Below are 23,651 nucleotides of genomic sequence, written 5' to 3'. Positions count from 1 at the left end.
CGAAACAAAATCGAACGGAAGCGCTCAACTTCAACACTGCGAACTTCAACCATCTCAATACTTTCAATAGATGAAAATTTTACTCCAGGGTCCTGAAATCATCGATAGCAGTTCTCCATTTCATCAAAAAATTAAAAATGTCCTGATCAACAATGGAAGAATCGCAGAAATTGGCGACAAGAGCTATGCTGCGGATCGCGTAATCAAGGCAGAAGGCATGAAGTTGTCTATCGGCTGGTTTGACTTAGGCACTTTCGTTGGCGATCCGGGCCTTGAGCATAAAGAAGATTTGGAATCGGCAGCACGGACTGCCGCCGCTGGTGGCTTCACTGAAATTGCTATGCTGCCAAATACAGCGCCGTCTGTGCAATCAAAAAATGAAGTTGGCTATATCACAAGGGGGAATGACAACCGCTTGGTTCAAATTCATTCATTGGCATCTGTTACAAAAAATAATAAAGGTGAAGAACTTACAGAAATGATCGATCTGCACGAGGCAGGCGCAGTCGCCTTTACAGATGGATTAAAACCCATTTGGCACACCGATATATTTTTAAAGTCACTCCAATATCTTCAAAAGTTTAACGGTCTTTTAATCGATCACCCGGAGGATATTTGGTTGAATATGTTTGGTCAGATGCATGAAGGAATAAATAGTACCAAACTCGGATTAAAGGGAATGCCCCGCATTGCAGAGGACATAGCGGTTGGAAAGAACCTCGAACTACTCGGGTATTCGGGCGGCCGCCTCCATTTCTCCAGGTTGTCATCTGCTAAAGCCATTGATCTGGTGCGGCAGGCGAAAAAGAAAATGGCTGTGAGCTGTGATATAGCCGTTTATCAACCGCTTCTGGATGACAGTTTCTTAATGGATTTTGACACGAACTACAAAGTCAATCCCCCCCTCAGGGAAAAAGCAGATGCCGACGCCTTAATCAAAGGCTTGAAAGATGGCACGATCGACGTAATTAGTTCCGGGCATACGCCTCACGAAGATGAAAGCAAAAGTCTTGAATTTGATCAGGCAGACCCCGGTATGATTTCTTTGCAGACTTTTGGAGCAAATCTGGTAACCCTGTCGAAATCTGTTGATTGGGATGTGTTAATTGAGAAAGTCACTGTTAACCCCCGAAAGCTCTTACAACTTGAAATTCCTAAAATAGAAGTGGAGGCAAAAGCTAATCTGACACTTTTTGACCCGACCCACCTGTGGACTTTCAATGAGAAAAGCAATTTTTCAAAATCCAAAAATTCACCCTGGTTGGGCAGGGAAGTTACCGGAAAAGCAATGGCTGTGTTCAATAATGGCCGACACAAAATTGAAGACTAATTTGGTGATTAACCTGCCGAACACATTGTGGCTATGATAAAAATACTTCTGAGGATTTCAGCGCGCTATGGCACCGTGGCGGGAATTCTGGCTTTTTCCCTGCTGGTCGTGATGTATTATATTGGGCGTCATCCCTTGTTAACTTCCCCCTTTTTGGATTTTAGAATTTTGCTGTTTGGTATATTTATTTTCTTTACATTAAAAGAATTTAGGGATTATCATCAGCAAGGAGCTTTATATTTCTTCCAGGCGATGTTAGGTGGGCTGTCGGTGGTTTTGCTCGCAACGATAATAACATCTGTGCTTTTGTGGCTGTTTGGAAATTGGGAGAAGGAGTTCGTTGTCTCTTATGTTGCTCAGTTTACTGCGTATTTGAAAACTTTTCCGAAAGAGGATATTGACCGGATTGGAAAAGAAATCTACGAGCGTAATTTGGCGACGTTACCCGCGACAAATATCTTCGGTCTGACACAAACTTATTTTATGCAAGGCATAATTATAGGATTCTTTGTCAATATCGTATTATCTGTAATATTAAGAAGACAACCCTAAACCCTAATCTTTATGGAACAAAATGTAACCGCTCCAGCAATCACTACCCGTTCAACCGGTATTCGTTACGGTGTTATCAATGGTGTTATAGGCATCGCTTATTTCCTTATATTAACTATGGCCGACATTGACATGTCGAAAGGCTTTGGACGGTGGGGAGGAACCATTATTACAATTGTAATTGTTTTCCTTGCGCATAAGTACTTTAAAGAAAACGGAGATGGTTATATGTCGTTTGGACAAGGTGTTGGGATCGGTTTCTGGACAGGTCTGGTATCTGCCGTGATTTCAAGTCTGTTCACTTATATTTATGCGAAATTTATTGATCCCTCTTTTATTTCTACCATTCGCGAAAAAGCAATTGAGGATATGGAAGCAAAGGGTCAATCACAAGAACAGATTGACGCTGCGATGAAGTTTGTCGAAATGTTCACCAGTGCAGAAGCAATTTTAGTTATGGGCGTCATTTTTGGAGTTCTGATTGTAGTAATAGTAGCGTTAATTATTTCCATCTTTACACAAAAGCCACATCCTGAAACAAGTATTTAATTAATAATGAATCCTGAAATAACTGTCATAATACCGGCCAAAGATGAAGAGGAATCTCTTTCTGAATTATGCCAATGGATAAGTCGTGTAATGCAAAAACACGACTTATCGTATGAAGTTATTTTTATTGATGACGGAAGCACAGATAACACATGGCAGGAAATTCAAAAAATAAATGAAGTTGACAGTCATTTCAAAGGAATTCGTTTTAACAGAAATTTTGGTAAGTCGGCAGCCCTTCAAACCGGATTCAGGGCCGCGCAAGGACGAGTAGTAATTACGATGGACGCCGACCTTCAGGATAGCCCAGATGAAATTCCTGCGCTGTATAAAATGATTGTAGAAGATGGTTATCACATGGTTTCCGGCTGGAAGAAAAAAAGACATGATCCACTATCTAAAACAATTCCGTCTAAATTTTTTAACTATATCACGAGTATGTTGTCAGGCATTAAGCTGCATGACTTCAACTGTGGTTTAAAAGCGTATCAAATTCAAGTTGTAAAAAATATCCAGGTATATGGTGAAATGCATCGATACATCCCTGTCATTCTGAAATGGGCAGGATATACCCGCATCACAGAGAAAGTGGTTGAGCATCATGAACGAAAATACGGAAGTACCAAGTTTGGTATTGAACGGTTCATCAATGGATTTCTAGATTTATTGTCCATTACTTTTGTCAGTCGTTTCAGGCAGAAACCCATGCATTTCTTTGGGACACTTGGAACCCTGTCTTTTCTGGTGGGATTTCTTTTTACGTTAAAGTTATTTTGGGATAAATTCGATGCACTCTTTTTTTCAAAAATACCCATCAAGCGCGACATCACAGAACAACCTACCTTCTACATCGCCCTCGTTGCAGTGGTAATTGGTGTTCAACTTTTTGTAACTGGTTTTCTGGCAGAGATGTTTGCAATGCAGTCATTGAGCAGACGCGACTACCTCATTATTGATAAGGTCGGTCTGGGCGAAAAATTATCTGGCGAGCCAGTAGGCGTTACGTATTATTCGCATCCTGAAAGCCGGTTGAAGTAATCTGTCTTACATTTATTCCCTCGGAATTATTTATTCTTTAACGTTTCGCCCATTCCTATGGGACATTCTCTCTTGCAAAGAATCTACGCCCAGGCATGCTACATGTCTTTTTTATTTCTTTCATCAAAACTCTATCTTCCAACCTTTTATTTTAGGTAATGCGCGAGCCTCAATTTTCTGTGATTATTCCTGTTTACAACCGCCCGCAGGAGGTAAAAGAAATTTTATCCAGTCTGGCTACGCAATCTTTTAAGGATTTTGAAGTGATTATTGTTGAGGACGGATCCTCCGTTCGATGCGAAGAAATCGTTGATATTTTTAGAGACCAATTGAGTCTTCAATATTTTTTTAAACCTAATACTGGTCCTGGGCCAAGTCGCAACTTCGGATTTGCACATGCCAGAGGAAATTATTTTGTGGTGTTTGACTCTGATTGCATCTTACCGACACATTATTTTTTGAGTGTCACTCAATCGCTGAAGGAACATCAGTGGGATGCGTGGGGCGGACCTGACCGAGCCCACGAGAATTTTACGCTTAAGCAGCGGGCGATGGGGTATACCATGAGTTCGGTTCTTACAACGGGTGGTATTCGCGGCGGAAAAAAACACGTCGGATGGTTTCAACCACGAAGTTTCAATATGGGTATTTCCCGAAAAGTCTTTGAAGTAACAGAAGGGTTTAAGTTCGATCGATACGCAGAAGACATTGAATTTAGTATTCGGATGAAAAACGCTGGCTTTAAGGTTGGCTTGATACCCGACGCTTTTGTGTATCATAAACGGCGCCTTAATTTTCAACAATTTTATCAGCAGGTTTACAATTTTGGCAGAGGCAGAGCGCTCGTCGGGCGGGCACATCCAGCCGAAATAAAGATTACCCATTGGTTCCCCGCCGTCTTTTTACTTGGTGTAATATCCTTAATTTTTATGCCTTTAATTAGCGTTAAACTATTTGCCGTAGCTTTTGGGCTGTTTTCATTTTATTTAGTGACAATCTTTTTTCATTCACTAAAGGAAAATAAAAATTTAGGGGTTGCGCTGCTGTCTATTCCTGCTGCTTTGTGTCAGTTGTGCGGCTACGGCTTAGGGTTTTTAAAGGAAAAATTTAACGCACATCGTTAGCCTCGTCGATATTTCCTGGAATGCTTAATAAATCAAAAGTTTTGAAATAACTTAGGTACAACCAGTAATTGGTTCTCGTACATCGAGAAATCGATCATCATTTAGGTGACACCAGAATTTTATTGAATCATGGAGAATTCAAACGCAGGACCTGATTTACGTAAGAAGGCTCGGTTTTACTTCGTTACCGGTTACGTGTTTTTAATAGCCATGGCGTTGTTCTGGTCCGTTGATGATTCTCTCATCTTTATCTTTCTTGGTATCGCGGTGTATTTTTTTTATTTGGGCATCCACGCATGGCCGAAAAAAAATACTAAGGAGCCTTTTCAAACGTCGGGTTATCAAACACGGACTGAAAACTCTGAATTCGCTAGTGTCTTGAAGAACGTATTTCGGAAACAACACCAGTCGGCAAGTCCAAGTGTAAAACCATTTTCTAAAACTGGAACATCTGAAAGTAATCGCCGGGTAACAACGCTGGTCATACTGGCTATCTTTGCAACTTTCCTTATTTTTTTCATCGGAAGTATTTTCAGCAACTCCGACAACGGTTATGACGCTACCGCATATTTTCAAACTGCGGAACAGCAATACTGGAACGGAAATTATGATTCTGCGTATTTGAATTACAGGAGAGCATTAACATTAAATGATAAGTACGCTGAAGCCATGGTAGGATACGGGAATGTAATGATGATGCGTAATCAATACGACTCAGCGATGATAATGTTTGACAAGGCGCTTGAAATTGAGCCTCACTTTAATGCCGCGGCTTACAATAAGGCGCTGGTGTATTATAACCAGCAGAAATATGATGAATCTATCAATGTCCTTAATCCTGTTCTCGAAAGCAATCCCGAGTATTATGATGGTATGTTGTTAGCAGGTGACAGTTACTACGCTAAAAAGAAATATGATGAGGCACTTGCCTGGTATGAAATCGCATATGAGAACGGTGGAGAAAGGAGTGTAAATCTATGCCATATCATGGGGTATATCTATGATACTAAAGGAGATTATTCGAAAGCCATCGATCTGTATAAAGAGGTTTTAAGTTATGATAGTACAGTAGTTAACATTCACCAACGACTTGGCGAGCTGCTACCTAATGAGGAAGGTAATTTTTATCGGACTCAGGTAGTCAAATTACAGCAACAATGACTAGCGGCTTTTGTAGCGTAAACCAAGTAACGTCATCAAGACTAAAAGAAAGGCAACGACGGACAAAGCAATACGCAATGTGAAAGCGTCTGATATGAATCCGATGATTGGCGGGCCGAATAAGAAACCAGAATATCCTACTGTTGTCACCATCGCTAACCCTACGCCTGGCGGTAGGTCTTTCGTATTGCCGGCGATGCTATAAGCGATCGGAACAATCGATGATAGTCCCAGTCCAACCAGGAAAAAACCGGCAATTGTCACCCATGGGAGTGGGGCAACTAGCGCCATGGAAAGACCAGCGCAGGCGATTAGTCCTCCTGACACAATCATTCGCTTGTCTCCCAACATACTGCGAATGCGATCACCAAAAATTCTTCCTATGGTCATGGCAGTAGCAAAAGCCGATAATCCGATAGGTGCTAAGGTTACGCTGGCATTTGCTACATTCTGCATAAAGTTAACGCTCCAATCAGACATTGCGCCTTCCGCAAGCATACCACAAAAAGTGATTATACCAATACTGATCAGGGCTTGGTTTGGCAACCGGAACAAAGGACCTTCATGTTTTGCTAAGGGATCAGGTTTATCGACTATTAAATTTCGGTTTGCCCACCACACAGCCACTAAGGATGCGCTTGAAACAATGATAAGATGACGCCCCAGGTCATACCCTAAGTCGATAAATAATGACCCAGACCATGCGCCGAGCATCATGCCGATGCTAAACAAGGCATGGAAAGAAGTCATGATGGGCTTTTTATAAATTTGCTCTACCATTACTGCCTGTGCATTCATGGCAACGTCCAGCATACCCGTCGAAATTCCCATTAGGAAATACAAAGTTATCAGAGAAACGAGATTTGGCATGAAAGGGATCAGCGGCACAATCGCACAATAGGAGAGAGCCGCAAAAATAGTAATTCTGCGGCTACCGTTTTTAATGATAGCCCAGCCCGTAAAAGGCATGGCACTAACGGCACCGATAGATGAAGCGAGCAAAACAAGTCCTATTGTACCATTGTCAGCGTGATAGATTTCCTGAATGAGTGGTAAACGTGATACCCAGTTGGCAAATACAAAGCCGTTGATAAAGAATGCTATTTTAACAGCAATTCGATGGATGAGCACGAAATCAGATTTAGATGGTGACGTAAAGATGGAAAAATTTTACATCTTAAAAGTAGGGAAGTGCCTCCTCCCTAATCTGACATCGAGTGAATCGTTAATTATTAAAATCTTTAACCACGAATGAATTTGTCGTGCTCCCCGAATATCCTTTGTTAGTCAAACCCTCTACAACAATCGTATAGTCGCCGGTCAGGTCAGAAGTAAAAAAATCAAGCTGATGCTTACCATCTTTGTCCAAGGTTATGCTCGGATTCCAATACAATAAATTTCTTCGGTCCGGCAATCTGCTCTCCCGTTGTTTTTGATTTTGATATTCGGGTGAATAAAATACGCGCTCGCGTTGCAATCCTTCGTAATCCAGGGCAACCGTGTTAGGATTAAGTTCAAATCCAGCGAGGTCACCCGTATAAGTAGTATAACTGACAATCCCAGGAAAATTTAAGGGACCGAGAAAATAGCGATGTGTTATTACTTCAAGTTTTTTAACCCTGGTCGGATCAAAGGCCATAATCTTATCGAGATCAAATACAGGAATGCCATCCAGTAGAACAAGAGGATTGTCCCTGAACATACTTTTTCGAACATTGTCAAGTACAAGAAAATGAAAACCATCTTTCCTTTTTCGTACCATCACCCCAGGAACATATTCTCGCATTACTTCTTCCATTACCGGAAACCGTGTATAGTCATCAAGATAGTAGGTCTCACTTGCTTTTCCGTAAAAAGCGGTGCTATCAACCAACATTGGTTTGGTGTTAACTGATTCGCCATAGTAAACATCCTGTACCTGCATGGCAATACTGCGCCTTAACAAATTTTTAGACAAGGCCTCAGGCAATGAAAACTGAGACAATTTGTTTGATCCAAATTCGTCGGCGTATGGACTGTGTATCTTGATCTGAAATGTACTGTCCTCTTCTGTGTTTGTTTGTACAATGATTTTTTTTGGTCCCCAAAAATCTTTCATTTCGAATTGCACCTGGCCGTTGGATTTGCTGCGGGCAGTATACAACTGAACATTTTTTCCCGGTGTGGATAAATATACTGGGATGCTTTGAGCCGCAATACCATCCGTATTTTGCACGGTGCCACGAATTAAATGGCCGCGGTACTCTGGGAGAAACGTAGGAGTTCTACGTTTTTCAGACAAGACATCATTCCATGCAAACTTCCTCCATCCATGGGTAAGCATCAGGTTATCCAAAGCTTTTGTAACGTCAGGACTACCCGTGTTTCCATAATACGCTGGAGATTCTATATTACCGTTTAAATCAGATGTTAGCCAAAGGTAATTGAAGATATGTCCTGTGATATCTTGTTGTAATGAGTCTGACTTAATAACAGCGACGGATAAGCTTGCGTCCCCCTCTAGGTCGTTTTTATCATTGGATATTTCAAGAGTTACTTTTCGCCGGATGCCGTATTCGCTTTGATTTGTCTTCGCGACAACTGAAAGTTTTTTCTGGCTTGGTTTAAAGTACAGGCGTTCACATTGGGGTCGGACATTTCCATCAAACAGCGTAATGTGAGATATGCCCTCACTCAATTCACTTTTAGGAATAAAGATTGTCGTTGATCCATTGACCAGGCTCGTGTGAATTGCTTTCGTTATCACTTGTCTTGCATGTACAAACAAGTAAATGTTACATGCAGATGGAGGCAAGTCCCTTGCGGCAATGCTGATCGATAGTGATTCAGCTGTGCTGTCTTTTACAGTCAGCACATAACCCAGAGCGTTTGCTGCCGGAAGGTTGATCGTTTGCGTTCTCCCTAAGGTATCAGTTAATAACACTCGATAAGTATTGTTTTCGCTTGGCGTAAATGAGAAGTTTCCTATACCATACTTCAACGGCTTAAAACTGGCAATTGTATCGTTGGTATTATTGAGCAGTATTCCGGAAAAATTAATTCCTTTGCCATGGCTGCCAATCGCTTGGAACGCAACCTTGCTTTTTAAACCATTAACCAAATTTCCTCCTTCAGGGAAGAACTGCGCGGTGAAAGGTTTGCTGATATTTTCTTTTTCGATCTCGAGTTTTCGAAAAGAGTTTACAATACTGATATTTTTGTGAAAGAAATAATCTGCACTGAAATTCTTCATCCATTGTGTATAGGCGCGAAGTTGATAATTTCCAGAATTAATAGAGGCTGGTAGAAACAACGCGCCGGCTCCTTCACCGCTTTTTAATGCGACCTTCGTTTGCAGAACTGCTTTATTGTCTTTATCAAGTATTTCAACGTAGGCTACTTTGCTAATGCCCATCGGATGGTGAATCGCACCATCTACATTGTAAACTTTAAACCAAAGGTTTTCCCCTGTGAGGTAAAGATCCCGATCAATGTGAAGGTATAGTTTCTCCTGCGGAAACTCGATCCTGAACCGATCAAACTTCTTTCGCAGACTATCCAAGCCTTTGTCTTGCCCCTTTGCGACAAAAGTGATCAAAACAATCACAACAATGATCCAGGTTCGGTTGCAGAGTGTCACGCGCTTATTGTTTTAATTTCGTTTGGCATAGTTAATCCCAGTAGTCGGGCCTGGAGGTAACACCCCCGTTATCACGGCAGTCCATACAATTTTTTCCTGTTGAATAAGTATATCCTTCCACAACAGGAACGCCGTAAGTTCCAATTAAAAGCATATCTGGTGATCCTGACAGTTGGTCATTCGGAATCTGCTCGATGGCGCACGGCGGTGGTGAACTTCTTCTCAGATCAGGAGGAAGATCACCAATCTCAATGAATATTCGTTTCTTTGAAACAGAACCCCCGCTAAAGTAACCTAGTACGGGTTCATTGCTATCGGTCTGGCTATGCAAATTGCCAAGAACTTGGGAGGGTAAAGGATCGAATAGTGTTCCGAGATTTTCCGTAGTTTTCTTTAGTTGCGTCCAGAAGTCAAATGCTTCTTTGGTTAAATTCCGTTGTTCAACTAGAATGCTATATTTCCTGGAAATTTTTTCCGCGCCCTTTGGAATGAAGACCAATTGATAATCGCGCACCAAATTGCCGGATAGGTGCTCCGTTGATGCAATATTAATTTCTGTTGATGGCTTGGAAAGCCAGCACATGTAAAGGTTTTGCGTATTTAATTCTACCTCGCCATCCACAAGCTTATACATTGAATAATTACCGGCGGTATACTCCCATGTCTCTTGAAATGTCCATTGGTAGTATATATTTTCTGGGTTGTCATCATGCGAGTTTACATAGATGTTGATACCATCGCGCCGATCTGTGGGCCGCCAAGTGATGCTATCGATCGACGCTGTTGCTTTTACTTCGATGTAATCTGAAAAATATTGTTTTTGGTTGGTGGTGGTTACATGCAGTCGATACTTTTTGGTGATGTCCAGGTTTATGGTTCCTGATGTATAATAATTTCCATCACCTTGTTCTGTAAGAAAAAATGTTGAACCGTTTTCGTCTTCAACCATGACAGTGGCATTTAGCTCTGCGTATGATGTCGCGCCATCAGATAACGCTGCTGCTTGAGTCAACCGAACGCTTGCCGTGTTATCCGAAATATTGATAAATCCATCGACCACCAATATATTTTCAATTGCTTCAATTTCCGGTGGACTATAAGGTTCGATGCAACTCGCCAGCAGTATTAGAAATAGCGGTATTATTTGGGCGTAAGTTTTTCGTGTAACCATCATTTCCTAAAACTTAAAATTATACGTGATCGTCGGAATAGGTCTTCCGAAAATTGAAAGCTTATAACCTTTGATTACGTTGTCCTTAGACGTAAAATAAATGGAGTAAGCATTTTGCCTGCCTGTCAAATTATATACCGCGAAGGTCCAGGAGCTATGCGCCAGCTTCTTAATCCTGTGATTACCTTCCACGTTAATAGACACATCTAACCTAAAATAGTCGGGAATACGGAATTGATTTCTTTCAGAGTAAAAAAGCCTGGGATTGCCACCCAGATCATACTTGAGTAACGGTAAGGTTATTGGCCGTCCGGTGCTGTATGTAGTATTGAGGGAGAAGTTAAAACGTCTGCTGAATTTATAATTACCAATAAAATTTACCGCATGAGGCTTATCGTAACTGCTGGGATAATATTTTCCTTTGTTAACAGTTTCGGAAGAATGGATGCTCTGCGTCTTTAGCAACGATCTGGAGTAAGTATAACTAATCCAGCCATTGAGCTTACCCGCTGATTTTTTAAGCAAAAACTCAATACCATAGGCATTGCCTGTTGCATTGACAACATCGGTCTCTATGTGATGGTTGAGGAGCAGAACAGCAGAATTTTTGAAGTCCACGGAATTTTTCATGGTTTTGTAGTAAGCTTCCATCGAGAATTCGATCAGGCCACCTTTGAGATTCTTATAAAAACCAAAAGAATATTGATCGCCGATTTGAGGTTGAATGTAGTTATCACTTAACTTCCAAATATCGGTCGGTGCAATTGCCGTGGTATTGGAGAGCATCTGAATGTATTGGCGCATACGATTATAACTGATCTTAACAGATGCATTTCGTGATAAGGAATAACGCAAGGACAGTCGGGGTTCCGGTCCATGATGACTCGCGATGGTTTTGCCTGATGCATACTGAATGGTATCAAGCATAGAGGATAATTCCCGCGGCTGGCCGGCGCCATAAGTATAAACATCTTTGGGCCCGAGGAATTGATAAAATGAATAACGAATTCCTGCATACAGTCCCAATTTTTGTGATAACTCAAATTGATCGCCTACATATAATGAACTTTCCAATGCCTGCTCATTTTGAAGTTTATCAGGCGTCACGATAGATGTCTCGCCAAACGGCTGCATGTTTCCAGGTGAAAGTTTATAGCGTATAGTTCCCAATCCCATCAGGATAGTATGCTTAGTGTTAGGGAAATAACTGAGATCTAATTTCGCGTTGGTTTGCTGGATCGCAAATTTCATGTTGAATGCTTCAACAGGATTAATATCACTGGTGATGGAGTAACTGTAATTGCTATACCCGCTAGTCAAAACGCCATAAAGCTTGTTGTTAAAAACGTGTTTCCATTTTAGCGATAAATTCTTGTCGCTATAATTATAAAGTGTATCACTGTTGAGCTTGAATTTATCTTTGCTCATATAACCCGACACGTAGACGTTGTTTTTATCATTGACCTTGTAGCTCAAATGAATATTCAGATCATAAAAGGAAGCTTCGCTGTTTTGAAGTGATTTTGTTTTAAGCTTTCCCAAAATCCAGTCGGAATAAGTTGACCGGCCTCCGATGAGAAATGAAAATTTATCTTTTATGATAGGGCCCTCTAAAGATAATCTCCCCGTGATCGGGCTTATGCCTCCAGAGCCGGCGAACTTTTTCAGATTGCCTTCGCGGGAAGTCACATCCAAGACCGCCGAGAGCCGGCCGCCGTACTCTGCGGTAATTCCACTTTTATATAATTCTACATTGTTAAGGACATCAGGATTAAAAGTTGAAAAGAATCCGAAAAGATGAGATGGATTATAAATTGTAGCATCATTGAATAAAATAAGATTTTGATTCGTGGCGCCTCCCCTGATATTTAAGCCTACCGTTCCTTCGCCTACGGTTTGAACACCGGGTAATGTCAAAACAACTTTCATGATATCGGTTTCCCCTAAGGCCAATGGCATTTGCTTCATTGTCTTGATGTCCATTTTTTCGACACCCATTTGTAGGCCTCTCACTCGGACATCACGCTCAGACTGGACGACTACTTCTTTAAGCGGTGTAACTTCTTCGTCGAGTTCGATGTTCAAATTACCGTCGGAATAAAGCATGATTTGTCGCTCAGTACTTTTCATCCCGATGCTCTGAATCTTAAGTTCATGTCTGCCTTTTGGAAGCGTAATGGAATAGTATCCAAATCCATCCGTGGCGACGCCGATCATTGGATTTTCTACGTATACTGCTGCGCCGATAACGGGGGAGCCACTGGCCGCATCGCGTACATAACCCGCCAATGATGCTTTGCCATCGAGGTTGCTGGTTTTAACGCCGATAGAATAAAGTCTTGTCTCCGCGAGTTTTCGCTGCTTCTCTCGTTTTTCATAGAGCGTATAATCAAATGCAATTGCAGGACGGCCCGGAGTTGAAACACCGGTGCCGAAAAAATCGTCTGGTAAGTCGGAGAGTATCTCACGTTCTTTAGAGATATAAACATTGTGATCTAAATCTATAGCATGATGAAGACCAGTGCCTGCTAAAACCTGATTCAATAATTCATCAAGCGCTTGGTTTTCAGGTGATGCTGTAACGGTAAGGCTGTCGGTATGAGCGGGGTTAAAATAGAAATGGTAGGAAGTTTTAGATTCAATCTCTTCTACGAATTTTTGAAAAGCCGTTCCGTTGAAACTCCCGGTTACCCTGGGCGCCTGGGCAAGGGTAAGCATGGGTGCAAAGAGGAGTGAAAAGAGAGCTAATACCCTGTAAAATATATTCATAGGCTACTGTTTTAGGGAATCGTAATATTCGATAACACGAACAATAGCAACCTCCCGGTTATTTTTAAAGCGAATGCGATTCTTTCGTACAAAGGTCTTCATCTCTTGTTTTCGGTCAACGAGGATTTGCAACACAGACTTTTTTGTTTTTACAGTGTGAAAAATGCCATCTTTCACCACATAATATCGAATGCCTTCCGTATAACTTGGGATAACTTCTTTGTTGTTCAAGGTCTCCCGATACAATTTCATGAGCCGGGCATATACCTTTACATTACCGTCGTACAATCGGTCATAAAATCCATCATTAATTTTATTGTTGCCGTCGCGGGTCAGGCGCACAAAGGTGTGTTCTGACACAGTAAAGGATTGAACTTTTTCCGCCACAAGTTTAATGGGGTGCCCGCCGCGGTTTTCCGTTATAACCTGATCCGTGCTCAGGTCGTATAGAATGGGGACGTTTTCATATAACTCATTCCAGTAAACAATGGATCCGGTCGCCCAATCGTCGATTTTGAAGTAGGGATGTTCTTCATAGTGAGACTGATAAACAATGTAGTCGCTTCCGTTATAAAGTCTTGATTGATACTCGATAGCAGTCGTATACAATGATATTTGCTTCTTCTTAGAAAGGGCAAGAAAGGAAGTGTCAGTATGAGTATCTTGAGACAAACACGTTGACGACATTCCACACCACTGAATAAGTATTATGACAATAGCAACAAAACGGATTCTTCGCATCATCTGTAGATCTCTAGGTACTAAAGATAAATAAAGAACTGGTGCCAGCCAGTCCGTTAAAAAAATAAACGACACAACAAAAAAAGGCTCCGACAAAGGAGCCTCTTTAATCGATTTATAAGGTTGTCATTTAGCGTAAGCCACACTTCGCATTTCGCGAATGACGGTTACTTTTACTTGTCCGGGATATTGCATGTCACGTTCAATTTTCTGTGAAATATCAAAGCTAAGTTGTCCTGCGCGTTCGTCTGTTGCTTTTTCTGCATCAACAATTACGCGTAACTCGCGTCCCGCTTGGATGGCGTAACATTTATCCACGCCATCGAAGCTGAGTCCGAGTTGCTCAAGTTCTTTCAAGCGTTTAATGTATTGCTCCATCACCTCACGTCTTGCGCCCGGTCTGGCCCCGCTGATTGCATCACATGACTGAACAATAGGAGAGATGATGTTCGTCATTTCGATTTCATCGTGATGGGCACCAATGGCGTTACAGATAACAGGATGCTCTTTATATTTTTGTGCAAGCTCCATTCCCACAATTGCATGGGGTTTCTCAAGTTCTTCCGGCCATACTTTGCCTATATCGTGTAACAGACCCGCGCGTTTTGCCTGTTTAACATTTAAACCTAGCTCACTTGCCATGATGGCACACAGGTTGGCAACTTCACGGGAGTGCTGCAATAAATTCTGACCATAAGAAGACCGGAATCTCATGCGACCAACCATTCTTACCAGTTCGGGATGTAGTCCATGAATACCCAGATCGATTACCGTGCGTTCTCCGGTTTCAATTATTTCGTCGTCAATATTTTTGGCTGTTTTTGAAACGATCTCCTCAATACGGGCGGGATGTATTCTTCCGTCTTGTACCAGGCGATGTAAAGAAAGCCGTGCGATTTCACGTCGAACCGGATCAAACCCAGAAATTATAATCGCTTCCGGAGTGTCATCTACGATGATTTCTACGCCGGTTGCAGCTTCTAATGCACGGATGTTACGGCCTTCACGACCAATAATTTTACCCTTAATGTCGTCGCTTTCAATATTAAAAATTGACACACAGTTTTCAATGGCGTGTTCCGTCGCAGTTCGTTGGATGGTTTCTACAACAATTTTTTTGGCTTCTTTGGTAGCGGTTAACTTGGCCTGCTCCATGATGTCTTTGATGTAGCTTGACGCCCTGGTTTGCGCTTCATCTTTTAGGGAAGCGACTAATTGTTCACGTGCTTCGTCTGCCGTTAACTTGCTGATATTTTCAAGAACCTGAATCTTCTGTTGATTGAATTTATCCAGTTCTTCTTTTCGTTTCTTGGTGTGCTCCAGCTGGGCGGCCAGGTCTGTTCGGATATCGTCAAGCTCTCCTTCTTTGCGTTTCAGGTTTTCGATTTCCTTGCTTAAGGTCTGTTCTCGTTGCTTGATCTTTTGTTCATTACTGATGATGAGGCTTTTCTTCTTGTTTGCTTCCTCCTCAAATTCGGTTTTCATTTTGAGGAGTTTTTCCTTCGCCTCCAGAATTTTGTCTTTTTTCAAATTCTCAGCTGCAATTTCTGCTTCTTTTAGAATCAGCTTGGCTTTCGCACCGGCGTCTTCTTCATTTTTCTTAAGCTTTCTTTTGTACAGCCAGGAACCGATCAAAGGGCTCAGCACAATCGTAGCGATGATGCTGGCTACAATAGCTATCACGGTCGTTGACATAAAAAAATTTAGGTTATAAACACCCCGGAGTTGCCGCCTTGGCTCAGAAGAGAATAAGGAGTGAAGGACTTAAAGAATAGATTGAGAAACGATATGATTGAGCTGATTTACCTTTTCAAACACGGTTTGGTCAATAGCCTGGTATGTTTCATCGGCTGCCATCTTATCTATAAGGCAATCGAATGCAACCATGGCCAATAAATCTTGCTTATCGTCAATCCCAAATTGTTCCCGATAAGATTTTATCTTTTCATTGATGAGTTTGCCGGCCATTCGAACCCGCTCTTCGTCCGCGAGTTTAACCTTCATAGGATACTCGCGGTCCGCTATTTTGATTTTTATAGAAAGATCCTCCATCAAATAATCTTACTGGGTTTCTTATCTGCTTAAGTGGGCAATGCACTTGTCGATTTCACGAATGTAATCGTCCACTTTTTTCTTCAACTCCGAAACACTTCCGTCTTCCGGGTTAATACTATCCACAATTTTAGTGATTTTCAATTGATTATGAAAACCGGCAATTTGTTCATCACGTGCGCGTACTGCAGTTTTCAGTTCCTGGTTTTCCCTTTTAAGGCTTTTCAGCTCTTCCTTCAGGTTTTTATGCTCGTTAACAAGCACCAAAATTTTGCGTTCCAACCCACTGAGGTTGGTTTTAAGAAGTTCCTGATTCATGCAATATTATTTACGTATGGTGTAATGGTGTTCAGGTATCCGTTAACCTAGCTTCACCCATCCACACTATACCTTCATTATTTTCTAATTAAAGCCCCCAATTTTTGTTCAAGTGCTGCCATCAGTCGCTCCATTGTCTTGTCAATCTCTTCATCCGTCAGGGTCTTGGTTTCATCCAATAATGTAAAACCAAGTGCATATGCTTTCTTTCCTTTCGGAATATTTTCACCCTCGTAAACATCAAAAGCGATAACGTTTCGAATCAACCGCTTTTCCGCCCCCATAATCAGGTTGTGAATCTCCTCAAAGCTGATTTGCTTGTCTAAAATGAGTGACAAGTCGCGTCTTACTTCAGGGAACTTAGCAACTTCCTGAATTACTAACTTAGGGTTTGCATTTTGGAAAAGCAAGGATGTGTTCAGCTCGGCATAAAATAAATCTTGCTTAATGCCAAAATCTTTCAATAACGCTTGTTTTATTTTTCCGAGCTTACCAAACTCTTTTGAACCACGCAGTAATCTAACTCCATAATCCAATAGTTGGTCATCTATTTTTTCATGTTTAAGATCAACACAACCTGATTTGATCAGGATGTGCTGAACATGTTGCGCCAGTTCATAATAATCGACACCCTTTGAAGGATTACGCCAGTTTTCTGTTTGAACGTTACCTGTCATGAACAATACCAAACGTTCTTCTTCCTGATATTTATCCGCCTCCTTATAATAGATCTTTCCAAATTCAAAAAGCTTTAAATCTTTTTGTCTACGATTGATGTTGTACGCGCAAACTTCAAGGCCGGTGAACAGCAATGTTTGGCGAAGTATGCCTTGCTCCTCACTTAACTTATTCAAGATCTCTACCGGGATGCCCTTAAAGCTTAGGTTGTGTTTTTGTTGATAAGAAAAATTTGTTAGTGAGTTGGTCCAGATCTCATAGAACCCATTGGAAATCAACAGCTCACCAATTGTCCTTTTGTATTTATTAATGTCCTTGGAAGGAAAAGAGGCTAGGTAATCTGTTGATGCTATTTCGGAAAGTTCAATGTTGTTGAATCCATAAATGCGCAAAACTTCTTCTGCGATATCGGCTTCCTGCATAACATCTACGCGATAAGGAGGAACTGAAACTTTAAAATCGGTTTCATTTTTTTCCAATATCTGAATGTCAAGGCGTTCCAAAATGGAAAGCATTTCTTCGCGCGGGATATTTTTCCCAATTAAACGGTCAACGTTTTTATACTTGACAGAAAATATCCTGTTTTCAATTTTGCTGGGGTAAACATCAACGATGTCAGAAGAAATTTCTCCGCCGGCAATTTCCTGAATCAATAAAGCTGCGCGCTTCAAAGCATACACCGTGTTGTTTGGATCGGTGCCTCTTTCAAAGCGAAACGATGCATCTGTCTTGAGTTGGTGATGCATGGAAGTTTTTCTGATGTACTCAGGAGAGAAATAAGCACTTTCCAGAAAAACATTTTTGCTGTCTTCGGTGATACCAGATTTAATACCGCCAAAAACACCGCCGATGCACATTCCTTCCTGGGCATTGCAGATCATTAAATCTGATGCTTTCAATGTTCGTTCTTTCTTATCTAAGGTAGTGAACTTGGTGCCTTCAGGCAGTGTCTTTACGATCACTTTGCTTCCAATTATTTGATCGGCATCAAAAGCATGGAGTGGTTGACCCAACTCATGAAGAACAAAATTTGTGATATCAACAATATTGTTGATCGGTGTTTGGCCAATAGCGAGCAATCTGTTCTTCAGCCAATTGGGTGACTCACTTACCTTGACGCCGGAAATAGTGACAGCAGAATATCGGGGACAAGCATCCGTATTTTCAACTTGAACGGTAATGGCGAGGTTCTTATTTTGAACTTTGAAGTTATCGACAGAAGGTAACTTCAACGTTCTTTTTTTGGAAGCTTTGATGTCGCGGGCAACACCGAGGTGCGACGCAGCATCGGCGCGATTGGGCGTTAATCCGATTTCAATAGTATAATCGGATTGGATATCATACAACTGAGATGCAGGCGTACCGTTGGGAAGTTGTGTGTGTAATACAATAATTCCTTCATGACTTTTTCCCAACCCAATTTCGTCTTCTGCACAAATCATTCCTTCCGACTGTTCTCCCCGAATCTTTGTTGATTTGATGGTAAACGATTCTCCCTTTGCAGTATATAATGTCGTACCAGGAACGGCTACTACCACTTTCTGACCTGCGGCCACATTGGGTGCGCCGCATACGATCGGTAAGATTTTGTTATTTCCAACGTCGACGGTAGTCAGTGAAAGTTTATCAGCATTAGGATGTTTAGAACACGTAAGTACTTCACCTATAACTAAACCTTGCAGCCCGCCTTTGATCGTTTCATGCAGTTCGATATGCTCAACTTCAAGACCTGTGGAGGTGAGGATATGGCCAATTTCTTCCGGAGATTCAGGAATATCAATATATTCTTTCAGCCAGTTATACGAAATGGTCATTGATGAATTTTTAAGGGTTCAAAAATAAAGTTTCGCAAGGAAGCAAAAATACTTAAGAAGAGGAACTTGCACGAGGCTAAAACGTAGTGTTTAAATTATTTTGCCCAATTGAAATCGGGAATTGTCAATGATATGCTTTTTCCCCTGCCTTAATCGCAATGTGCAAGAGGTTTTCTGCGGGTGGAAGCGGACAAGAAAATTTATCTGAGTAAGCGCAATAAGGATTATATGCTTTGTTAAAATCCAATGTAATCGTATTGCTTCCAGGTACTTTAGCTACATCCAGGTATCGTCCTGCCCCATACGTTTCAACAGCACTTGTTTCATCGCCAAAGGCAAAGAAAAGTTTTCCGCGTTGAGGCCCCATTGCAATCACTTCCAGAATTAATAATTTGTGGTGATACCCATCTAGATCAAATTCCGCATATGCGTATTCCGAATACTGTTGCTCCTCGCCGGTGTTTGTGGTAAGTGTCACGAGTTTTTTGTTTTGAACAGGACTCAGGTCGGCAATGATCTTATATCTCAGATTGGGCGGATAATATGATAACCCCTTAAATGCATCGGGGTCGGCCGCGAATGGCGACTCGGTTGAAGTCCGCATAAAGCGATCTTTCTCTTCGCGCTCTTTATTAATTTCAGCGGTATAAGCTGATTCATCACTTCCTCCCATAAAGGAATAAAAAACGCTTACAATTATAACGGCAGCGGCGATCAACAGAATGATGTTTTGTGTTTTCATGGGATTGCTGGTGTACCTAAAAATTTAATTCTGTTTTTTTCCTCCCAGGCATTAATGCTGTCGCGGCGTGTATTGAACAAATCGAAAAATAAAGGTATTCCATTATCCGCCAATTCTCCTGGAGCGTTCGCTAAAATACAAACTGCGATCTTGTCTTTAGGATTAATAGCAACTTCACTTCGATAGCCATTGACGTATCCACCATGATAAATCAAAGTATCGTTGGGATAGTAAAGAATGCGCCAGCCCAGTCCGTAAAATGAGTCACTCAATCGATGCATGCGTCCGTAGTTTCTGTTTTTCGACCGGGCTTTTACCATGGGGCTATAGAGGTGATGGAGCGTTGCCCGTGTAATGATATCTTCCCGATTGCCTAACAGTGCGATCATCCATTGCGCCATGTCTGAAATACTCGCGTTGATTCCGCCGGCAGGGGCAACGTTGTAATAGGTATCCGTAATTTTAGCGGGCTTCCATTGTCTGCTTCTCCTCAGGTGAGGTTTTGCTACATTCGGGTTTTGCATGATGCTTGCATAATCAATAGATGCCGTATTCATTTTTAACGGACCGAAAACCTTTTCCTGCATAAGGCTTTCATAGGTCTTCCCCGTTGCCGCTTGCATAACAGGACCGATTACACTGTAAGCAACGTTTTGATAACTGTAAGCGTCTCCAACTTTTGAAACCAGTTTTATTTTTTTTAACCATGAAAGCATGGTATCAAGCGCGATTCCTTCTTCGACCATGTTGGTGTAAGCGTGGTAGGGAAGGCCTGTTGTATGCGACAATACATTTTTGATGCTGAGACGTTGAGTTTCTTCCGGAGAACTTAATTTAAAATTGGGCACATAATCAATAACATGATTGTCCCACGACAGCACGCTATCCTCAACTAATATACCTGTTAAAAATGCAGCAAAACATTTGGAGACCGATGCAATTCGGAATACGGTGTTAACGTCAACCGAGTCTGTTGAGCCCGCACGTTTAACTCCGTATGATTTTAAAAACACAATAGAGGAGTCGTGAACCACGGCGATCGCAGCACCCGGTGTATTAGTTTCCAGCGCTAAGGAGTTAATCTCTTTATTGTAATCTTGTAACAATTCTTGAAGGAGGGGGTTTGCTTTCTTTGGCGGCGTCGGCGCTATCTTTTTTTTGACGGTTGCCGTCTTATTTTCTTTCATCAGAAACTGCGCTAGTAAAAAAGATAAACCAATTAAAACGATTCCTGAAATGATGTATCGAGTTCTAGTTTTAGTTCTCCTCATTGTGCCCTTGTCCGTTAATCCTTACCCATTATCAGGTGAGTAAAGCATGTGTGTTTTGCTGCAAACCTTCTTCGTTGTTTGTTATTGCAATCGAAACTCATTGCCGTTTTTGTAACGGATAAATTTCACGAATAACAATACTGCTCACATCATCCCTTCGTCGGCAAAGCTAAAATATTTTTGCCCTGCAACGATAAGATGATCGAGTACTTGAATGTCGAGCAATTTACCAGCTTCTTTTAATTTTTTTGTAAGATCAAGGTCTGCTTGACTAGCGGTTAGATTTCCGGATGGATGATTATGTGCGAGGATAATGCCACAGGCCAATTCCTGCAATGCCATCTTGAAGATAATTTTTGGATCCGCTACGGTGCCGGCTACGCCTCCCTGGCTTACTTGTGATTTCCGAATCACACGATTCGCACGGTTTAACAAAAGAATCCAAAATTCTTCGTGACCAATATCCAGTAGATCAGCTTTAAGGATATCATATGCGTCGCGACTGCCCATGATTTTGAATTTCTCATTTCCTTCCAAGTCCTTCCTTCTCCTGCCTAGTTCTAGCGCTGCAACAATGGTTAATGCTTTTGCTTCGCCTATTCCTTTAATCTTTATCAGATCCTTAACGGTCAATCGCGCTAGTTCGTGTAAATTATTGTCGGCAGGCTGGAGAACTTTTTTTGCGAGTTCCACGGCACTCATCGTCGTGGTGCCTGATCCCAGCAAAATTGCAATCAATTCTGCATCGGATAGTGCTGATTTTCCTTTTAAAATTAGTTTTTCACGGGGACGGTCCTCAGGTGACCAACTTTTGATGCTGAGCGATCTTGGTTCATTCATGGAAAAATAGAAATAATAGCTAACGATTTGAGCACGAAGATATGCGTCGAAAATTGAAATATGAAAGGGCTTAAAAAAAGAAACCCCGCCAAGGCAGGGTTTAATGGGCATTAGTTGTAGCTTTTATTAAGAAAGCTTATTTACGAACTTAGTCAATTTTGATTTTTGATTCGCTGCTTTCTTCCAATGAATAATGTTTTTCTTGGCCAGCTTATCGATCATAGATGAAACTTCTTTCAATAAAGATTCAGCTTCGGTCTTCACTGTTGTTGTTCTTAGTTTCTTTATTGATGTACGGGTCGTTTTAGCCTGGTAGCGGTTTCTTACCCGTTTTGCTTCATTAGCACGGATTCTTTTTTCTGCTGATTTGTGATTTGCCATATTGTGCTTAAAAATAAGGACTGCAAAGGTAAAGGGATTTACGGGAATTGCAAAAACCATAATGGAAATCAATTTATTGAAAGCTAAAAATCACATTGTTTTGAAGGTTTTGGCTAATTTTTTAATTTAAGGCGCTATTTATTTATAACCGTTAGCCAAATTTATGAATACCTCCCTCAAACTGCTTTCCCTGGTTTTGCTATGGATAATACTTTCTTCGTGGGGATTTTTTGGTCATCAGCGCATCAACCGGCTGGCTGTATTCACCCTTCCCCCGGAAATGTCTCGGTTTTATAAAACGAACATCAATTTCATTACCGAAGCTTCTATTAACCCTGATCGGCGACGGTTTTCGGTACCCGATGAGGCTCCCAGACATTACATTGATCTCGATCATTACGGCGATAGCGCACTTCAAAAGATGCCGCGTTTTTGGAATGCTGCCATTGAAATATTCACGGAAGATACTTTGAAAGCATACGGCATTGTTCCGTGGCATGTAAACATTATGTTTTATCGGCTGAAAGATGCATTTCTGATGAAAGACCCAGACAGGATATTAAGAATCTCGGCTGACCTGGGACATTATATTGCCGATGCACATGTGCCTTTGCATACAACCGAAAATTATAACGGTCAGCTTACGGGACAAGAAGGGATTCACGGATTTTGGGAATCGAGGTTGCCAGAATTGTTTTTTAGTGAGTATGACTTTTTTGTTGGCAAAGCAACATATCTCGAAAATCCACAACTGGCGATTTGGGCTGGGATTGAATCCGCACATCGTGATGTTGAATTCGTACTCAGTGAGGAAAAAAAGCTTGCCGAAAAGTTTAAGGAACGTAAATACACCTTTGAAACCAAGGGCAGACAAACGGTCAAAGTTTATACGAGAGAATATTCGAAAGCATTTCACAAGATTCTCGATGGGATGGTTGAGCGTCAAATGCGAGCTTCCATTAAATTGATTGGCGATTTCTGGTTTACAGCGTGGGTGGATGCTGGCCAGCCGGATATGAAATCATTAATTGACCACAAACCTTCAGAAGACGAGTTATTAAAACGAAGGCAAGAAGTGGAGGAATGGAAAAACCAGCGTGTTAAAACACGTGATCACGAACAGGATTCTTAATGTATGAGCGTCCTGACAATATTTTCCCATTCTTCCTGTAGTGATGTTTTACAAACAGGTTGGTTGGCCCGATGATACCAGTAGGCTGCATTTCCCTGGTCTCCTTCTTTGCGATGCAAATACGCATGTATCCAAGATCCCTCTAAGTTGTGAATATCCTGCGCTATAGAATGCGCCTTTTCCCAGTCGCCCCTTCCATCATACCACATTGCCTGAAGACTGTTGCTTAAAGCTTTTGGTGGTGTCGAAGATGTTAACGAGGATTTAAAGTCGTCGAAGTTCATAGCGGTACTATAATAAGTCCCCTAAATTATTACTTTTCTAGACCATTGAGAGCGCTATAGTTTAATAACAATTGTGAAATGCGCT

21 protein-coding genes are annotated in these 23,651 nt (G+C 41.5%); 7 read left to right on the top strand and 14 right to left on the bottom strand.

The genetic code is table 11. From position 1 onward, the window contains the following. The first annotated feature begins 70 nt into the window (after window positions 1-70). The 6 genes from P2W71_RS17170 to P2W71_RS17145 all read left to right on the top strand — a co-directional run bounded on the left by P2W71_RS17170 (window position 71) and on the right by P2W71_RS17145 (window position 5,754). On the top strand, window positions 71-1,330 hold the full coding sequence (locus P2W71_RS17170; RefSeq protein ID WP_276372523.1) for a dihydroorotase: 1,260 nt from the start codon (window positions 71-73) through the stop codon (window positions 1,328-1,330). A 33-nt stretch (window positions 1,331-1,363) separates the two neighbouring features. Further along, a complete protein-coding gene (locus P2W71_RS17165; RefSeq protein ID WP_276372522.1) occupies window positions 1,364-1,882 on the top strand; it encodes a DUF4199 domain-containing protein in 519 nt (172 codons plus the stop codon). Between the two features lie 12 nt (window positions 1,883-1,894). Continuing rightward, window positions 1,895-2,431 (top strand): DUF4199 domain-containing protein, encoded by a 537-nt coding sequence (locus P2W71_RS17160; protein ID WP_276372521.1) that lies wholly within the window; start codon window positions 1,895-1,897, stop codon window positions 2,429-2,431. 6 nt (window positions 2,432-2,437) lie between these two features. Continuing rightward, window positions 2,438-3,469 (top strand): glycosyltransferase family 2 protein, encoded by a 1,032-nt coding sequence (locus tag P2W71_RS17155; protein ID WP_276372520.1) that lies wholly within the window; start codon window positions 2,438-2,440, stop codon window positions 3,467-3,469. Between the two features lie 158 nt (window positions 3,470-3,627). Next, entirely contained in the window at window positions 3,628-4,593 is a 966-nt protein-coding gene (locus tag P2W71_RS17150) for a glycosyltransferase (protein WP_276372519.1), read from the top strand. Window positions 4,594-4,722: 129 nt separating this feature from the next. Further along, window positions 4,723-5,754, top strand: coding sequence for a tetratricopeptide repeat protein (locus P2W71_RS17145; protein ID WP_276372518.1), 1,032 nt, complete (start codon window positions 4,723-4,725; stop codon window positions 5,752-5,754). Here P2W71_RS17145 and P2W71_RS17140 read toward each other — a convergent pair whose 3' ends face one another. The 13 genes from P2W71_RS17140 to rpsT form a co-directional block, all read right to left on the bottom strand. Then, window positions 5,755-6,885 carry an MFS transporter gene (locus P2W71_RS17140; protein ID WP_276372517.1) on the bottom strand — a complete coding sequence of 377 codons (1,131 nt, stop codon included), beginning with the start codon at window positions 6,883-6,885 and terminating at the stop codon, window positions 5,755-5,757. It abuts the gene before it with no gap. A gap of 94 nt (window positions 6,886-6,979) precedes the next feature. Further along, entirely contained in the window at window positions 6,980-9,373 is a 2,394-nt protein-coding gene (locus P2W71_RS17135) for a hypothetical protein (RefSeq protein ID WP_276372516.1), read from the bottom strand. 31 nt (window positions 9,374-9,404) lie between these two features. Continuing rightward, window positions 9,405-10,547, bottom strand: coding sequence for a DUF4249 domain-containing protein (locus P2W71_RS17130; RefSeq protein WP_276372515.1), 1,143 nt, complete (start codon window positions 10,545-10,547; stop codon window positions 9,405-9,407). Between the two features lie 3 nt (window positions 10,548-10,550). Then, on the bottom strand, window positions 10,551-13,313 hold the full coding sequence (locus tag P2W71_RS17125; protein WP_276372514.1) for a TonB-dependent receptor: 2,763 nt from the start codon (window positions 13,311-13,313) through the stop codon (window positions 10,551-10,553). Between the two features lie 3 nt (window positions 13,314-13,316). Further along, window positions 13,317-14,057: a hypothetical protein gene (locus P2W71_RS17120; RefSeq protein WP_276372513.1), complete on the bottom strand. Its 741-nt coding sequence runs from the start codon at window positions 14,055-14,057 to the stop codon at window positions 13,317-13,319. A 123-nt stretch (window positions 14,058-14,180) separates the two neighbouring features. Beyond that, entirely contained in the window at window positions 14,181-15,749 is a 1,569-nt protein-coding gene (gene rny / locus P2W71_RS17115) for a ribonuclease Y (RefSeq protein ID WP_276372512.1), read from the bottom strand. A 69-nt stretch (window positions 15,750-15,818) separates the two neighbouring features. After that, window positions 15,819-16,106, bottom strand: a complete 288-nt coding sequence (locus P2W71_RS17110) for a cell division protein ZapA (RefSeq protein ID WP_276372511.1) — start codon at window positions 16,104-16,106, stop codon at window positions 15,819-15,821. A gap of 21 nt (window positions 16,107-16,127) precedes the next feature. After that, window positions 16,128-16,424 (bottom strand): hypothetical protein, encoded by a 297-nt coding sequence (locus P2W71_RS17105; RefSeq protein ID WP_276372510.1) that lies wholly within the window; start codon window positions 16,422-16,424, stop codon window positions 16,128-16,130. 77 nt (window positions 16,425-16,501) lie between these two features. Continuing rightward, window positions 16,502-18,916 (bottom strand): phenylalanine--tRNA ligase subunit beta, encoded by a 2,415-nt coding sequence (gene pheT, locus P2W71_RS17100; RefSeq protein WP_276372509.1) that lies wholly within the window; start codon window positions 18,914-18,916, stop codon window positions 16,502-16,504. A 124-nt stretch (window positions 18,917-19,040) separates the two neighbouring features. Beyond that, entirely contained in the window at window positions 19,041-19,658 is a 618-nt protein-coding gene (locus tag P2W71_RS17095; protein WP_276372508.1) for a DUF1684 domain-containing protein, read from the bottom strand. Then, window positions 19,655-20,845, bottom strand: a complete 1,191-nt coding sequence (locus tag P2W71_RS17090; protein ID WP_276372507.1) for a serine hydrolase domain-containing protein — start codon at window positions 20,843-20,845, stop codon at window positions 19,655-19,657. Before P2W71_RS17090 ends, P2W71_RS17095 begins: the two co-directional genes overlap by 4 nt. 228 nt (window positions 20,846-21,073) lie before the next feature. Further along, window positions 21,074-21,769: a DNA repair protein RadC gene (radC, locus tag P2W71_RS17085; RefSeq protein ID WP_276373337.1), complete on the bottom strand. Its 696-nt coding sequence runs from the start codon at window positions 21,767-21,769 to the stop codon at window positions 21,074-21,076. A 126-nt stretch (window positions 21,770-21,895) separates the two neighbouring features. Then, window positions 21,896-22,150, bottom strand: a complete 255-nt coding sequence (rpsT, locus tag P2W71_RS17080) for a 30S ribosomal protein S20 (protein ID WP_276373335.1) — start codon at window positions 22,148-22,150, stop codon at window positions 21,896-21,898. 163 nt (window positions 22,151-22,313) lie between these two features. On the opposite strand from rpsT, the gene P2W71_RS17075 reads away from it, so the two are divergent. Next, window positions 22,314-23,282: a zinc dependent phospholipase C family protein gene (locus P2W71_RS17075; RefSeq protein WP_276372506.1), complete on the top strand. Its 969-nt coding sequence runs from the start codon at window positions 22,314-22,316 to the stop codon at window positions 23,280-23,282. On the opposite strand, the gene P2W71_RS17070 is transcribed toward P2W71_RS17075, so the two are convergent. Further along, window positions 23,279-23,566 carry a hypothetical protein gene (locus tag P2W71_RS17070; protein WP_276372505.1) on the bottom strand — a complete coding sequence of 96 codons (288 nt, stop codon included), beginning with the start codon at window positions 23,564-23,566 and terminating at the stop codon, window positions 23,279-23,281. The two genes, P2W71_RS17075 and P2W71_RS17070, sit on opposite strands and share 4 nt — an antisense overlap. Window positions 23,567-23,651: the final 85 nt, after the last annotated feature.

This window comes from Chryseolinea sp. H1M3-3, from assembly GCF_029360725.1.
Taxonomy (GTDB): Bacteria; Bacteroidota; Bacteroidia; order Cytophagales; family Cyclobacteriaceae; genus Chryseolinea.
Note: the sequence above shows the minus strand (reverse complement) of the source record. Positions and strands in the feature narration are given on the sequence as shown.

Coding starts and splice junctions, on each gene's coding strand:
- P2W71_RS17170 (WP_276372523.1), top strand. CDS start 71: ATGAAAATTTTACTCCAGGGTCCTGAAATCATCGATAGCAGTTCTCCA.
- P2W71_RS17165 (WP_276372522.1), top strand. CDS start 1,364: ATGATAAAAATACTTCTGAGGATTTCAGCGCGCTATGGCACCGTGGCG.
- P2W71_RS17160 (WP_276372521.1), top strand. CDS start 1,895: ATGGAACAAAATGTAACCGCTCCAGCAATCACTACCCGTTCAACCGGT.
- P2W71_RS17155 (WP_276372520.1), top strand. CDS start 2,438: ATGAATCCTGAAATAACTGTCATAATACCGGCCAAAGATGAAGAGGAA.
- P2W71_RS17150 (WP_276372519.1), top strand. CDS start 3,628: ATGCGCGAGCCTCAATTTTCTGTGATTATTCCTGTTTACAACCGCCCG.
- P2W71_RS17145 (WP_276372518.1), top strand. CDS start 4,723: ATGGAGAATTCAAACGCAGGACCTGATTTACGTAAGAAGGCTCGGTTT.
- P2W71_RS17130 (WP_276372515.1), bottom strand. CDS start 10,547: ATGATGGTTACACGAAAAACTTACGCCCAAATAATACCGCTATTTCTA.
- P2W71_RS17125 (WP_276372514.1), bottom strand. CDS start 13,313: ATGAATATATTTTACAGGGTATTAGCTCTCTTTTCACTCCTCTTTGCA.
- P2W71_RS17120 (WP_276372513.1), bottom strand. CDS start 14,057: ATGATGCGAAGAATCCGTTTTGTTGCTATTGTCATAATACTTATTCAG.
- rny (WP_276372512.1), bottom strand. CDS start 15,749: ATGTCAACGACCGTGATAGCTATTGTAGCCAGCATCATCGCTACGATT.
- P2W71_RS17110 (WP_276372511.1), bottom strand. CDS start 16,106: ATGGAGGATCTTTCTATAAAAATCAAAATAGCGGACCGCGAGTATCCT.
- P2W71_RS17105 (WP_276372510.1), bottom strand. CDS start 16,424: ATGAATCAGGAACTTCTTAAAACCAACCTCAGTGGGTTGGAACGCAAA.
- pheT (WP_276372509.1), bottom strand. CDS start 18,916: ATGACCATTTCGTATAACTGGCTGAAAGAATATATTGATATTCCTGAA.
- P2W71_RS17095 (WP_276372508.1), bottom strand. CDS start 19,658: ATGAAAACACAAAACATCATTCTGTTGATCGCCGCTGCCGTTATAATT.
- P2W71_RS17090 (WP_276372507.1), bottom strand. CDS start 20,845: ATGAAAGAAAATAAGACGGCAACCGTCAAAAAAAAGATAGCGCCGACG.
- radC (WP_276373337.1), bottom strand. CDS start 21,769: ATGAATGAACCAAGATCGCTCAGCATCAAAAGTTGGTCACCTGAGGAC.
- rpsT (WP_276373335.1), bottom strand. CDS start 22,150: ATGGCAAATCACAAATCAGCAGAAAAAAGAATCCGTGCTAATGAAGCA.
- P2W71_RS17075 (WP_276372506.1), top strand. CDS start 22,314: ATGAATACCTCCCTCAAACTGCTTTCCCTGGTTTTGCTATGGATAATA.
- P2W71_RS17070 (WP_276372505.1), bottom strand. CDS start 23,566: ATGAACTTCGACGACTTTAAATCCTCGTTAACATCTTCGACACCACCA.